Origin of the sequence: Wenyingzhuangia sp. 2_MG-2023 (assembly GCF_030548295.1) — a bacterium.
Lineage (GTDB): Bacteria > Bacteroidota > Bacteroidia > Flavobacteriales > Flavobacteriaceae > Wenyingzhuangia.
Map to the genome: position 1 here is coordinate 1 of NZ_JAUOSB010000022.1, position 14,507 is coordinate 14,507.

The 14,507-nt window shown below is 33.1% G+C and carries 15 protein-coding genes; 9 read left to right on the forward strand and 6 right to left on the reverse strand.

Annotated elements, in window-relative coordinates; translation table 11 throughout:
* Positions 1–595 precede the first annotated feature (595 nt).
* A complete protein-coding gene (locus Q4548_RS14810; RefSeq protein WP_303456260.1) occupies positions 596–961 on the reverse strand; it encodes a PUR family DNA/RNA-binding protein in 366 nt (121 codons plus the stop codon).
* Positions 962–1,019: 58 nt separating this feature from the next.
* On the reverse strand, positions 1,020–2,777 hold the full coding sequence (locus Q4548_RS14815; protein ID WP_303456262.1) for an ABC transporter ATP-binding protein: 1,758 nt from the start codon (positions 2,775–2,777) through the stop codon (positions 1,020–1,022).
* A gap of 174 nt (positions 2,778–2,951) precedes the next feature.
* Between Q4548_RS14815 and nusB the strand changes: the two genes are divergently transcribed.
* From nusB to cmk, 6 genes are all read left to right on the forward strand, one after another.
* Entirely contained in the window at positions 2,952–3,890 is a 939-nt protein-coding gene (nusB, locus tag Q4548_RS14820) for a transcription antitermination factor NusB (RefSeq protein ID WP_303456264.1), read from the forward strand.
* A 79-nt stretch (positions 3,891–3,969) separates the two neighbouring features.
* A complete protein-coding gene (gene yajC / locus Q4548_RS14825; RefSeq protein ID WP_303456266.1) occupies positions 3,970–4,275 on the forward strand; it encodes a preprotein translocase subunit YajC in 306 nt (101 codons plus the stop codon).
* 110 nt (positions 4,276–4,385) lie between these two features.
* A complete protein-coding gene (locus Q4548_RS14830; RefSeq protein ID WP_303456268.1) occupies positions 4,386–5,336 on the forward strand; it encodes a hypothetical protein in 951 nt (316 codons plus the stop codon).
* The gene (coaE, locus tag Q4548_RS14835) at positions 5,336–5,920 is read left to right on the forward strand and encodes a dephospho-CoA kinase (RefSeq protein WP_303456270.1); all 585 of its coding nucleotides are present in this window, start codon (positions 5,336–5,338) and stop codon (positions 5,918–5,920) included. Before Q4548_RS14830 ends, coaE begins: the two co-directional genes overlap by 1 nt.
* An 80-nt stretch (positions 5,921–6,000) precedes the next feature.
* Complete coding sequence (gene porQ / locus Q4548_RS14840) at positions 6,001–7,008, forward strand: type IX secretion system protein PorQ (RefSeq protein ID WP_303456272.1); 1,008 nt, start codon at positions 6,001–6,003, stop codon at positions 7,006–7,008.
* Positions 7,009–7,011: 3 nt separating this feature from the next.
* The gene (gene cmk, locus Q4548_RS14845) at positions 7,012–7,701 is read left to right on the forward strand and encodes a (d)CMP kinase (protein WP_303456274.1); all 690 of its coding nucleotides are present in this window, start codon (positions 7,012–7,014) and stop codon (positions 7,699–7,701) included.
* Here cmk and Q4548_RS14850 read toward each other — a convergent pair.
* Positions 7,698–8,327, reverse strand: a complete 630-nt coding sequence (locus tag Q4548_RS14850; protein WP_303456276.1) for a 7-carboxy-7-deazaguanine synthase QueE — start codon at positions 8,325–8,327, stop codon at positions 7,698–7,700. The genes cmk and Q4548_RS14850 overlap by 4 nt on opposite strands.
* Before the next feature lie 121 nt (positions 8,328–8,448).
* Here Q4548_RS14850 and Q4548_RS14855 point away from each other — a divergent pair, with 121 nt between their 5' ends.
* On the forward strand, positions 8,449–9,009 hold the full coding sequence (locus tag Q4548_RS14855; protein ID WP_303456277.1) for a hypothetical protein: 561 nt from the start codon (positions 8,449–8,451) through the stop codon (positions 9,007–9,009).
* 74 nt (positions 9,010–9,083) lie between these two features.
* Here Q4548_RS14855 and Q4548_RS14860 read toward each other — a convergent pair whose 3' ends face one another.
* The 3 genes from Q4548_RS14860 to msrB all read right to left on the reverse strand — a co-directional run bounded on the left by Q4548_RS14860 (position 9,084) and on the right by msrB (position 12,097).
* Positions 9,084–9,959 carry a bifunctional 5,10-methylenetetrahydrofolate dehydrogenase/5,10-methenyltetrahydrofolate cyclohydrolase gene (locus Q4548_RS14860; RefSeq protein WP_303456278.1) on the reverse strand — a complete coding sequence of 292 codons (876 nt, stop codon included), beginning with the start codon at positions 9,957–9,959 and terminating at the stop codon, positions 9,084–9,086.
* A 98-nt stretch (positions 9,960–10,057) separates the two neighbouring features.
* Complete coding sequence (gene ffh, locus Q4548_RS14865; protein ID WP_303456279.1) at positions 10,058–11,404, reverse strand: signal recognition particle protein; 1,347 nt, start codon at positions 11,402–11,404, stop codon at positions 10,058–10,060.
* A gap of 228 nt (positions 11,405–11,632) precedes the next feature.
* Complete coding sequence (gene msrB, locus Q4548_RS14870; protein ID WP_303456281.1) at positions 11,633–12,097, reverse strand: peptide-methionine (R)-S-oxide reductase MsrB; 465 nt, start codon at positions 12,095–12,097, stop codon at positions 11,633–11,635.
* A 95-nt stretch (positions 12,098–12,192) separates the two neighbouring features.
* Between msrB and Q4548_RS14875 the strand changes: the two genes are divergently transcribed.
* The gene (locus Q4548_RS14875; RefSeq protein ID WP_303456282.1) at positions 12,193–12,987 is read left to right on the forward strand and encodes a M48 family metallopeptidase; all 795 of its coding nucleotides are present in this window, start codon (positions 12,193–12,195) and stop codon (positions 12,985–12,987) included.
* 363 nt (positions 12,988–13,350) lie between these two features.
* Positions 13,351–14,496: a N(5)-(carboxyethyl)ornithine synthase gene (locus tag Q4548_RS14880; protein ID WP_303456283.1), complete on the forward strand. Its 1,146-nt coding sequence runs from the start codon at positions 13,351–13,353 to the stop codon at positions 14,494–14,496.
* Positions 14,497–14,507 lie beyond the last annotated feature (11 nt).

The following is a 14,507-nucleotide window of genomic DNA, read 5'->3' on the forward strand; positions in this document are numbered from 1 at the left end:
GATAACTCAATGTCTTTTTTCATCTAGGTAATTTAAAACACAAAGAAAGTTAATTTTCAATTTAGACCCAACTTTTGAGATTGATCCGCTTTTATAAATAGCTTGTCATGGAAGATTTCCGTTTGGAGAGGAATATTGCTTATTTCCTTACAAAAGCCCGTAGATGGTAGTATAAGACCTCCATATTGATCATGTGGTAGAGGTTTTGGTTTGGTAGCACGGAGAATTAGCATTACGGCCAATTTTAGGGCTTGTCTAAAAAGGTGTCAAAGTTAATAATTGACATAATATTGGTAGTTTCTATGATGAACGATAAAGAGGTGTAAATACATTTCAATAGTTATTTCATTGATAGAAGTACTAGTTGCTATTGTTGAATTTTCAATATGAAATTGAAGCTTTTAGAGCTGTTGGTAATATTGAGTTTGTCCCTATTCTAGAAGAGCAATTTTTTTGCTCAAACACAACTTTTGAGGATGATCTGGCGAATCCTAAATCATCCTACTTCCGTTAATGAAATGCAGTGGAATAAATTGGTTTTTGCTTAAAAAAGAACATAAAAAAACTCAACTTGTGGTAAGTTGAGTTTTTCGGTCTAAATATCGTCAAAATTGATTTCTGTGAAATCGGATGATGCTATCGAATCTCCATCGGAATCATTTTCTTCTTTTTTAAAGTCTTTCTGGTGTCTTTCACTAATTACTTCTTCTCCTTTTTCGTTAATGATAAAATCAGTCGCTTGTTTCAACTGCTCCATAAACTCGGTAAAGTCTTCTTTGTAAAGGTAGATTTTGTGTTTTTGATAGTGGAAAGTTCCGTCGTCATGAGTAAACTTTTTACTTTCCGTAATGGTCAAATAATAGTCTCCTGCTTTGGTCCCTCTAACATCAAAAAAATAAGTTCTCCTTCCAGCTCTTAGGATTTGAGAAAAAATTTCTTCTTGCCCTTCTCTTTCTTTCATTTTTAGTTTGATTGTAAGTTGTCATACCAAATATATAAAATAATTTGTTGTAGATAAATTATTCTATTTCTTTTTCTTCTAGTTGTTGTTGGTAGATTTCTTGGTAGATTCCCTTACTGCTAACCAGCTCTTTGTGAGTTCCTTGTTGAGCTATTTTTCCATTATCTAACACAATAATTTTATCCGAATGTTGCGCAGCACTAATACGGTGACTCACAATTAGAGTCGTATTGTTTGCACTAACGGATTTTAAATTGCGTAAAATCTTTTCTTCAGTTTCTGTGTCGACAGCTGACAAACAATCGTCAAACACATAGATTTTAGGATTTTTAATGATGGCTCTAGCTATGGATACACGTTGTTTTTGTCCTCCAGAAAGTGTTACTCCACGTTCTCCTAAAATGGTTTTGTATTTTTTATTAAACTCAATAATGTTGTTGTGAACTACAGCTTTTTTACAAGCTTGTACAACTTCTTCTTCGGTGGCATCTTCTTTTCCAAATCGAACATTGTTTTCAATAGTGTCAGAAAACAAAAAAGGATCTTGAGGAACAAACCCAATGTGGTTTCTCAAATGATATACATTGTGCTCTTGAATGGATTTTCCATCAACTAAAACTTCTCCAGAAGTAGGATCGTACAATCTACTCACTAAGTTTAAAATACTAGATTTACCAGAACCTGTTTTTCCTAATATGGCCAAACTTTCTCCTGGATTTACGGTAAACGAAATGTCTTTTAAGGCCTCTATATTGGTGTCATCATACGTTAGCGAAACGTTTTTAAAAGCAATAGCACCTTGAATAGGGTCAACAACCTCTGAGTGGTTTTGAATTTCAGGTTTTTGGTCTAAAAATTCATTGATTCTTTTTTGAGAAGCTTCTGCTTGTTGAATGGTAGAAGTTACCCAGCCAACCATGGCAACAGGCCAAGTAAGCATGTTGGTATATATGATGAATTCGGCAATTACACCTATGGATATAAAACCTTTGATGTATTGCATTCCTCCAATGTACAGAACAATAATGTTAGAAACACCAACAAGTAATATCATTAATGGGAAGAATAAAGCTTGTACTTTGTACAAATCAATGTTTTTTTCTTTGTTAGTATCAGCTATTTCCATAAAATCTTTACGGATTGTTGCTTCAATAGCATATGATTTGATCACATTGATTCCAGAAAATATTTCTTGTGTAAATGTCGTTAATCTAGAAAGCTGTTGTTGTACAATGGTACTTTTGTTGTTGATGCTTTTACTCAATATAAAAATGGAAACGGAAAGCACAGGAAAAGGAATCAACGTATATAAAGTTAATTTAATGTCTATTTGCACCATTTTATAAATAGCTACAGAAAACATTACCAACATGTTGATGGTATACATTAGTGCAGGTCCTACATACATTCTAACTTTTCCTACATCTTCACTAATACGGTTCATCAAATCACCTGTTCTGTTCTTTTTGTAAAAATTAAGACTCAAACGTTGGTATTGTTGATAAATTTCATTTTTCAGGTCAAATTCAACCAGTCTTGAAGTAACTATAATAGTCTGCCTCATTAAAAAAGTGAAGAAACCAGAAAGCACTGCCAATCCTACAATGTATAATATATTGTACAACAAGTCTTGTTTTACCATATTTAGGTCTGTGGTAATTCCTTGTGTATAGTCATTGGCTGTGTTTAGGGAGTTTTTTACGACTTCTGGAATTTTTACAGCCAAATATCTAGAAGCTATAGAGATTAAAATTCCTAATAAGAAACGAAACCTGTATTTGTAGAAAAATTGGTTGATATATTGTAGTTCTTTCATGGGAAAGGGGATTCATTTTTAAGTTTACGAAGATACTAGAATTTTAACATTATTGGGGTTCAAATAGAGTGCCATAGTCTGTGTAAATTTAGAAGAATATTTTTGTTAGAATTCTTCCCATTACTTAAATTTAGTATTACTTTTGTGGTCGTAAAAACTATAAGTTCTTTTCAAATGATTAACAGAAGACATATTCGTGTAAAGGTGATGCAATCCGTTTACGCAATGATTCATGCTAAAAGTGACAATCTTATCAAAGAAGAAAAATTTCTAAGGATGAGTATTGATAAAATGTACGATTTGTACGTATTATCTTTAGATATGTTGGTAAGAGTTAATCAACACGCAGAAAACAATTTAGAAGCTTCTAAGAAAAAATATTTTGCGACAAAAGAAGACTTAAATCCCAATAAAAAATTTATCAACAACAAGGTAATTGCTCTTTTAAAAGAGAGTGTATCCTTGCAGAATTATATAGAAGACCACAAGTTGAACAATTGGTATTTAGATAGTTCGTATGTTGGAAATCTTTACAAGGCATTGATGACAAGTGATTTGTACAAAGATTACATGGCCGAAGAGGAAAATACCTTTAAAAAAGACCAGAAGTTTGTCATTAAGTTTTTTGAGGAATTTGTAGCTCCTAATGAAAAATTAGCGGAATACTACGAAGGTGAAAACATTAGTTGGGTAGATGATATTCCATTTGTAAATACATGGATTGTTAGAACGTTACAAGATCTAAAATCACAAAAACCCTTTGTCTTAGGAAAACTATACAAAAATTCTGATGATGAAGAATTTGCTTCTCATTTGTTTAGAAAGGTAGTGTTGAACTTGGCTATGTTTGAAAAAGAAATAGAAGACAAAACTCCTAACTGGGAAACAGATCGTATTGCCGATGTAGACATGATTCTAATCAAAATGGCAATTTGTGAATTTTTAAAGTTTCCATCCATTCCGGTAAAAGCAAGTATCAACGAATATTTAGAAATAGCAAAAGACTATTCTACAGATAAGAGTAGTGTATTTATCAATGGAGTTTTAGACAAAATTTGGAAAGATTTTGAAGAAAGAAAAATATTGAATAAAATAGGAAGAGGAACTTTGTAAAATTCCTTAAAAAATTAAAATATCCTTCTATATTTACCGTATTAAAATAAATTAAAAATAGACATTAAATAAGTTTAAAATGATAGCATTACAAGAAAGTCCAATGAGTCCTATATTCTTAATAGTGATGGCAATTTTCGTAGTATTTTTTATGATCATTCCACAAGTAAGAAAAAGTAAGAATGAAAAGAAATTTAAAGCATCTTTGACCAAAGGAACTAAAGTAGTAACTACAGGAGGTATTCATGGTAAATTGTTAGAAATTAACGAAGGTACTGTAATGATTGAAACCAATGCAGGAAAATTATTGCTAGAAAAATCAGCATTAAACATGGAATTGACCAAGCAATACAACGCACCGGCAACTCCTGAAAAGAAGAAATAATCAATAAGCTTTTTTAAGCAAGTTCTAAACGTCTTTAGTTTTTACTAAAGACGTTTTTGTTTTTAAGAATCTATAGTGCTTTTTAGAGAGCATTTCTTATTTTAGCTACTATGAAACTAGGTACAAAACCAACCCTTTTTAAGTTTAACAAAAGAAGAGATGTTGTTTTCTTTATTTTTGTGATAGCAACTTTTATTTTTTGGTTTTTAAACAAATTGTCAAAAGAATACACACAAGATATTTATTGCAATATATCTTATACAGAGCTTCCTAATAAGTTTGTGTTTCAAGAGGATCCACCTGAACAACTTGCTTTTTTGGTAAGAGCCAATGGTTTTTATCTTTTCAATGCAGCGTTTAAAAATAAGGATTTGACTGTGTCTTTAAAAAAAATTAAAAGAAAAGACAAGTTTCGTTATTATTTATTGGGGAATGAACTCAAAAGACAAGCACATGAAAAATTCAACGATCGAATAGCTATTTTAGACGTATTAAAAGATACGTTGTTTGTTACGTTGGGAAAAAAAAGTTTTAAAAAAGTACCCATAAAACCAGATGTGAATTTGGATTACCATTCTGGATACAAATCGTTTTCTGATTATGTCATTCAACCAGATTCTATTGAAGTTTCTGGACCAGAAATGCAAATTGCTAAAATAAAACACATCAAATTAAAACCCTTTCATAAAGAAGATGTAATGTCTTCTATTGAAGAAGAGTTAGAAATACTGAAAGCCGACATTCCCAAAGTTAGTTACAGTGAAACAAAAGTAAAACTGAGTGTTTTGGTAGAAAAAATTACTGAAAAAACAATCTTAGTTCCTGTAAAAATCATCAATACTCCCGCAAGTGAAGTGGTCATTTATCCAAAAAAAATCAAATTAAGTTGTCAGGTTAAATTGTCAGATTTTCATAAAATTACGGCAAAAGATTTCACTATTGTCTGTGATTATAAAAAAAGAAAAGACAATTATATGGAAGCTGAATTGACAGAAAGACCTACCGAAGTTACAGCAGTTAAGATTGCAAGAAACAAAGTAGAATATTTAATTTTAAAGTAATGGTTGTTGGATTGACAGGGGGGATTGGAAGTGGAAAAAGCACCGTGTTGACTGAGTTTGAAAAACTTGGAGTTCCTACTTATATAGCAGATGTAGAGGCCAAAAAAATAATGAATAGTTCAGAAGAAGTAAAGAGCCAAATAAAAGCTTTGTTAGGAGAAAAAGCATATTTGAATGATGTCTTAAACAGAGGGTATATAGCTGAAAAAGTTTTTAGTGATAAAAAATTATTAAAGCAGTTGAATGCTATTGTACATCCTGCAGTCCGTAAACATTTTCAAGATTTTATAAAAATGCAGACAACTCCTTACTTGGTGTATGAGAGTGCTATTTTATTTGAAAATAATACGGATGTATTGTGTGACAAGATTGTTGTAGTTACTGCAGATTTAGAAGAAAGAATTTCAAGAGTAATAAAGCGTGATGGTGTCAGTAGAGCATCCGTTTTAGAACGAATGAACAATCAATGGAGTCAAGAGGATAAAGTGAAAAAAGCAGATTTTATCATACAGAATAATCATGTTGAGCAATTGGAATCACAAGTGTTGCAACTACACAAACAATTGCAAACCTACAGTCTGTAATTTGATTTTTTATCAAAAAATGAGATTGTTATTATTTTTAAAATTTAAGCGTTTATATTTGCCAAACGCTTGTCAAAAATATGAAGTATAAAATTTTACTTTTTTTAACGTTTTTGTTTCAAAATCTGTTCTCCCAAACAGGAGGAGAATCGTTGTATTCGTTTCTAAACACTCCTACATCACCAAAGCAAATTGCACTTGGAGGTGTTACCTTAACCAGTAGAAATGATGTTTCTCAGTTGTTGTGGAATCCTTCTTCATTGAATGAAGAAATAGATGGAGATGTTTCTATAAACTTTGTGAATTACATTGCAGATATCAATGTAGGTTCTTTGGTTTATGCAAAATCTATCAATCCTAAATATGGAATGGCTTTTTTAGGAGTGCAATATTTTGATTATGGAGATTTGGACAGAACGGAAGCTTCTGGTCCTGAAATTTTAGGGAGTTTTTCTTCTAGAGATTTGGCTTTTAGTTTGGGATATGGATATGTGTACAAAATGGTTTCGGTTGGAGCCACGTTAAAATATGTGTCTTCTAAAATAGATGTGTACACTTCTACGGCTTTGTTGTATGACTTTGGAATTACATATTTAGATCCAAATTCATCTTTTGTAGCGTCTTTGGTTGTGAGGAATTCAGGAAAACAGTTGACACAATATATAGATACAGAAGAAAAGGTAAGCAACAACGTAATTTTGGCTGTGGAGTACAGTTTGGAACATATGCCTATTAAGTTTTACGGAGCCTTGGATGAATTGAACAATTGGGACATCAGTGAATCCAATCCATCTAGAGAGAAGGTAGATTTGAATGGAGAAGTAACAGAAGAAAATATATCAGAATTATCAAATGCTTTTCGTCATTTGTCAGTAGGAGCTGAGTTATGGCCAGAAAAGAAAATCAATTTAAGAATTGGTTACAATCATCGTAGAGCTCAAGAATTTCAATTGGAAGAAGTACGTACGTCCGCAGGTTTGTCTTACGGTTTTGGGATCAATACACGTTTGATTAAGTTTGATTATGCTTTTTCAAAATTTCAAGAAGGTGCTAAGTACAGTACTTTTGGTTTGACACTTCACTTATAATTTATGAGTTCAAAAATTATCATTGCTATTGATGGACATTCATCAACCGGAAAGAGTACTGTTGCCAAAGAATTGGCCAAACACTTAGGGTATATTTATGTAGATACAGGAGCTATGTACAGAGTTGTAGCTTTGTATGCCTTGCAAAATGGTTTTGCAAAAGATGGAGAAGTTGATGAGTTCTTATTGACTCAGAATTTAAAAAATATAGAAATAACGTTTCAGTACAATGCTTCTTTAGGTTTTTCAGAAGTGTATTTGAATGGTGTCAATTCTGAAAGTGAAATTAGAGAAATGGAAGTTTCTTCTTATGTTAGTAAAGTGGCTGTAATTTCTGCTGTAAGACAAAAATTAGTGGCTTTGCAACAACAAATGGGAGTTGACAGAGGAATTGTAATGGACGGTAGAGATATAGGAACTGTAGTGTTTCCGAATGCTGAACTGAAATTGTTCATGACAGCTTCTGCAAAAACAAGAGCACAACGTAGGTTTGATGAATTAGTGGCCAAAGGAAATAGTTCTGTAACTTTTGATGAAGTTTACCACAACGTAGTAGAACGTGATCAAATAGATTCAACAAGAGAAGATTCTCCTTTGGTAATGGCAAAAGATGCAATAGAAATAGATAACTCCAATCTAACTAGAAAGGAGCAGTTTGACTATATTCTATCTTTAGTAGCAACTAAAATTTAAGGAATATTTAAATACTTGTGTGTTTGTAAAGAAATTTTCCATTGTGGATTTTTCATCACATAATCAACAATTAAAGGAGTCATTTTTTCTTTTTTACTCCACTCAGGTTGCAAATATAAAGTACACTTAGCCGATACTTTTGCAGCTTCTTCTTCCGCAAATAGAAAATCATTCTGATTGTGAATGATCATTTTTAGTTCATGAGCTTCTGGGTAAATACCTTCTAAAGGTAATTTTGTTTTTTTAGGAGACAAACAAATCCAATTCCACTGACCACTTAAAGGGTAAGCACCAGAGGTTTCTATATGGGTTTGTAAGCCTTTGTTTTGTAAAGAAGAAGTCAAGTACTGCATGTCCCACATCAAAGGTTCTCCACCTGTAATTACAATTGTTTTTGCGTATTTATTAGCGTTTTCAACAATGATATCTGCATGTGTAGGTGGGTGTAAGTTGGCATCCCAGCTCTCTTTTACATCACACCAATGGCAACCAACATCACAACCACCAACTCTAATAAAATAAGCAGCAGTACCAGTATGATTTCCTTCACCTTGTATGGTGTAGAATTCTTCCATTAAAGGGAGCATAACTCCTTTGTTTACAAGTTCTTTGGTTTTTAAGTCCATCGGTTTTCTTTTGGAGTGCAAAGATACAAGAAAATAAAGAATAAAAATTATTTGTGACAAAAAGGTTATTTTATCAATATCCAATTCAATTTGCTTAATTTTAGGGTTCAAAATTTTTAACATGAATAAACTAGTTTCCCTTTTCCTTTTAGGAATGTTGTTGGCAGCATGTACCCAAAACAGCAACACTATTTCACTTAACAACGTAGGTCCAATTTCTAAGACCACCACCATTGAAAATATCAAAGAGTTATTTTCTAAAGATTCTATCGTTTCTAGATTGAGCGAAGGAGATTTGGGGAATTTAAATGTGTATGTACAAGACAATGATACTCATCTAATTTACAAAAAAGGAGGAGAGCTGTTGTTATCTGTAGCACCTGTAAATCCGTTAGATTCTGTTTCTAAGATAAAAAGCGTCACGGTTTTTAGTGATGTATATAAAACAGAAGAAGGAGTTGGAATTTCTTCTTCGTTTAATGATTTGAATGTGCATCACAATATAGAGAAGTTGGAAGCAACTTTTAAATTGGTTACCGTTTTTGTAAAAGACATCAACGCTACCTTTACATTGGACAAACAAGAATTAGGAATCAAAGCGTTTACTTTAGGAGCTGTAGACAAATCACAAATTCCAGAAAACGCAAAGTTTACTTCGATGACTGTTTGGTTTGAAGAGTAATATTTAAAACGTGATAACAAAAAAAGAAGCCCTTTGAATTGATTCAAAGGGCTTCTTTTTTTATTTAGATTTTATTAGGCTCTATTTTCTCCGGCTAATAATGTGTTTTTTAGTAACATAGCAATGGTCATTGGCCCTACACCTCCAGGAACAGGAGTAATGAAATCTGCTTTGGGAGCAACAGATTCAAAATGTACATCTCCAGCCAAACGGAAACCACTTTTCTTGGTAGCATCGTTCAAACGTGTAATTCCCACATCAATAATGGTTACACCTTGTTTTACCATGTCACCCGTTAGGAATTCTGCAACTCCTAAAGCAACTACAATAATGTCTGCTTTTAATGTTAATTCTTTTAAGTTGGCTGTTCTAGAATGAGCCACTGTAACGGTAGCGTCACCGGCTGCTCTTTTTTGAGACATTAAAATACTCATGGGTCTACCAACAATATGAGAACGACCAATTACGACTACGTTTTTACCAGAAGTTGGAACTTTGTAACGCTCTAACAATTCCATCACCCCATAAGGAGTTGCGGGTAAAAAAGTAGGTAATTCTAAAGCCATTCGTCCTACATTGGCAGGATGAAAACCATCTACATCTTTTGTAGGATCTACAGCCAATAAGACTTTGTGTTCGTCTATATGTTTCGGTAAAGGTAATTGAACAATGTAACCGTCAATAGCACTGTTGTTGTTCAACTCTTCAATTTTGGCAAGTAAATCAGCTTCGGTAGTATCTTCTGACAATTCTATCAAGGTAGAGTCAAAACCAACCAACTCACAAGCTTTTACTTTGGCACCTACGTAGGTTTTACTAGCACCATCGTTTCCAACAATTACAGCAGCCAAGTGAGGTGTTTTTTTACCTTGTGCTTTTAATTCTTTTACTTTTTCTGCAATTTCTATTTTGATGTCTGCAGAGGTTTTTTTACCGTCTAATATGGTCATCTTGTTATTTTTAGTACTGAGTACTTAGTACACAGTAGTAAGTTTAATTGTTGCTTGTAAAACTAATTACTCAGTATTGTGTGCTGAATACTAAAATATTACATTCCTGGCATTCCGTTTTTAGCACCTTGCATCATCTGCATCATTTTTTTAGCACCACCACCTTGCATCATTTTCATCATTTTGCTCATTTGAAAAAACTGCTTTAATAGTTGGTTTACTTCAGTGATAGAAGTACCAGACCCTTTAGCAATTCTTTTTTTACGAGAAGCATCAATCGTTTTAGGTTCTGTTCTTTCTAAAGGAGTCATAGAATTGATAATTGCTTCAATACCTTTAAAAGCATCGTCATCTATATCTACATCTTTTAGGGCTTTTCCTGCACCTGGTATCATTCCTACCAAGTCTTTCATGTTACCCATTTTTTTGATTTGTTGAATCTGACTTAAGAAATCATCAAAACCAAATTGATTTTTTGCGATTTTTTTCTGAAGCTTTCTAGATTCTTCTTCATCAAACTGTTCTTGAGCACGTTCTACCAAGGAAACAACATCTCCCATTCCCAAAATACGATCGGCCATACGATCTGGGTGGAAAACGTCAATAGCTTCCATCTTTTCTCCTGTACCAATAAACTTGATAGGTTTGTCTACCACAGATTTGATCGTCAACGCAGCTCCACCACGAGTATCACCATCCAATTTGGTAAGTACAACTCCATCAAAGTTTAACAAGTCGTTAAAAGCTTTGGCAGTGTTTACAGCATCTTGTCCTGTCATAGAATCTACCACAAACAAGGTTTCTTCTGGATGTACTGCTTTGTGAATGTTAGAGATCTCGGTCATCAAAGCTTCGTCAATAGCCAAACGACCCGCAGTATCTATAATTACGGTATTTTTTCCATTTGCTTTGGCATAAGCAATGGCATTTTTGGCAATTTCAACAGGATTTTTATTGTCAACTTCGGCATATACTTCTACACCTATTTGCTCTCCCACAACCTGTAGTTGATTGATGGCAGCAGGTCTATAAACATCGGCTCCAACCAACAATACTTGTCTTGTTTTTTTTGTTTTTAAATAGTTGGCTAATTTACCAGAAAAAGTAGTTTTTCCAGAACCTTGCAAACCAGCCATTAAAATTACTGTAGGGTTTCCGCTTAAATTTACCCCAGCAGTTTCTCCTCCCATCAAATCTGTCAACTCGTCTTTTACGAGTTTCACCATCAATTGACTTGGGTTTAATGTGGTTAATACATTTTGACCAATGGCTTTTTCTTTAACACGTACAGTAAAATCTTTAGCAATTTTAAAGTTAACGTCGGCATCTAACAATGCTCTACGAACTTCTTTTAAGGTCTCTGCTACATTTACTTCCGTTATTTTTCCGTGTCCTTTTAAAAGATGTAAGGCTTTATCTAGTTTATCTGATAAATTATTAAACATATGCTGTTTTTTGCTTCATTATAGTTAAAGTGCAAATATACAAGAATATCCTAAATTTTAAAGATTTTAAAAGCAACAAAAAACCTTCCCAAAGAGGAAGGTTCAATTTGTAAAACTAAAAACAAAAACTATTTACATCTATCAAGTTTTCGATGCTTAAAAAAGCAAATCAAAAACTTATATTTTTATAAATTTAAGAAATAAATAATTGATAATCATTAACTTGTGTTAGTTGTCTTTGTTTTTTTTGAATACTAAAGCTGCAGAGTTTACACAATAACGTTTTCCTGTTGTTTTTTTAGGACCGTCTAAAAAAACATGTCCCAAATGTCCATCGCATATATTGCATACAACCTCGGTACGTAACATACCGTATTTATGGTCTTCTAGAAAAGAGACATTGTTGGCTATATGATTGTCAAAAGATGGCCAACCCGTACCTGAATCAAACTTGGTTTCTGAAGAAAATAGAGGAGTGTTGCAACCCGAACAATAGTAAATTCCTTGTCCGTATTCTTTGTTTAGTTTGCCACTAAAAGCATATTCAGTTCCTTTTTTTCTTAAAATAGTAAATTGCTTTTCGGTTAATTGTTTTTTCCATTCTGCTTCTGTTTTTACAACTTTTTGTTGTGCATTGCTGGCAAAAGAAATGGCAAAAATAGCTGTGGTTATAAATATTTGTATGGGTTTCATAAATAAAGGTTTGTCTTTTGGTCGATTATACTTTCTATAGATTACGTTTTTTGTTAGCAAATAGTATCTTTGTATTTAAAATAAAAATACTTAAGATGAAAAAAACAATATCGATCATAACTATATTTACTCTTTTAATTGCTTGCTCAACAGTGCCAATTACAGGTAGAAAGCGTTTGAATTTTGTATCTGATGCTTCTGTTTTACCAACTAGTTTTGCACAATACGATGCCTTTTTAAAAGAAAATAAGTTGTCTACTAACAAAACGAAAACACAGGAAATTAAAGATGTTGGAGCTAAAATTTCTAAAGCAGTGGATTTGTTTATGAGAAAAAATGGAATGACAGCAGAGGCAGATAGTTATAAGTGGGAGTTCAATTTGGTAGAAGATGAGCAGTTGAACGCATGGTGTATGCCTGGAGGAAAAGTAGTTTTTTATACAGGAATTTTACCTGTAGCTAAAAATAAAGATGGGATAGCTGCTATTATGGGGCATGAAGTTGCGCACGCTTTTGCAAAACATGGACAAGAAAGAATGAGTTCTAGTCAAATTCAAGAATATGGAGCAGCAGCTATTGCAATAGGAACCTCCTCTCAAGATGAAAAAACACAACAAATGTGGAACATGGCTTATGGAGTAGGGTCTCAGTTAGGAATGCTAAAATACAGTAGAACTCATGAGACAGAAGCAGATAAGTTAGGGTTGGTTTTTATGATTATGGCAGGGTACAATGGAGCAGAAGCTGTTGGTGTTTGGGAACGTATGAAAGCTTTGAGTGACGGATCTCAGCCAGAATTTATGAGTACACACCCTTCAAATGATACTAGAATTCAGACCTTAAAAGATTATTTACCAGAAGCAAAAAGACTGGCTATTCAATACAAATAAGCTAGGTTTTTATAAAGAATAAATTTGAAAAATCATGTGGAGTCCACATGATTTTTTTGTTTTACAAAGAGTTTTTAGGTTCAGCCTTTTATCCTTCAGTTGATTGTTGAAGTATTCTCTCTATCATGTGTTTTAATAAAGTATCTTTGTATCGTATTATTTATCTGTTGATCGAATGACCTTTTCGCACTACTTCAGCGATTTGTAAAGACTTTATTTTCTGTAGTCTTTGTTTTGATTCATAAAATCCTAGTGAGCACTTAATGCCTGATTGCTAGAACACAAACAACTATCTAATCGTGGTTTTAACCTTACGCTTTGCTTATCTCATTACTCTGCAACCCGTTTCAACCTTAAAAATACATGGCTCTATTAAAAATGGGGGTTATTGGTACTTCAAAAAAAGAAGACGAAAGACGTGTGCCTATTCATCCGGAACATTTAAAAAGACTTCCAGAGCAAATTCGCAAACAACTTATTTTTGAAAAAGGCTATGGATTGCCTTTTAATATAGAAGATAATGAAATTCGAGACTTAACTGGAGGAATCGCATCACGAAATGAACTTCTTTCAGATATTGGAAACGTAATTATAGCCAAGCCAATTTTATCGGATTTGGAAGAAATGAAAGAAGGCGGTACAGTTTGGGGATATCCTCATTGTGCTCAACAAAAAAACATTACACAAATTTCCATAGATAAAAAACTTACGTTGATTGCGTTTGAAGATATGTATGTGTGGAGTCCAAGCGGACAAATGGGAAGACATACATTTTATAAAAACAATGAAATGGCAGGATACAGTGCTGTAATTCATGCATTGCAATTAAAAGGTATTGATGGGCATTATGGAAATCAAAGAAAAGCCATCATTTTTAGTTTTGGTGCCGTAAGTAGAGGTGCTATTTACGCATTAAAAGCACACGGTTTTAGAGACATTACTATTTATATTCAAAGGCCAGATCATGAGGTTAGAGAAGAAGTATTGGATGTACATTATGCCAGATTAAGAAAAGGAAATAAAGACGAACCTAGATTGATTGTTGTAGAACACGATGGTTCCGAAAGACCACTGCTAGAGGTTGTACAGGAATCTGAAATCATTATCAACGGAACATATCAAGACACCAGAGATCCTATTGATTACATTATAGAAGAGGAAAAGCACATGCTAAAACCTGGAGCTTTGATTGTTGATGTAAGTTGTGATGAGGGAATGGGGTTTTATTTTGCAAAACCAACTACATTTAAAAATCCAATTATTTCTATTGATAAGATTGATTACTATGCTGTAGATCACACACCAAGTTATTTTTGGGAAAGTGCATCTAGATCTATCTCTGCTGCGTTGATAGTGCATTTACCTTCTGTAATTTATGGTAGATCGCATTGGTACGATAATATGACTATTAAAAATGCTATCAATATAGACAAAGGGGTGATTGTAAAAGATACCATTCTTCAGTTTCAGAATCGTAAGAGAGACTACCCTCATCATTTAAACAGCTAAAAAACATATTT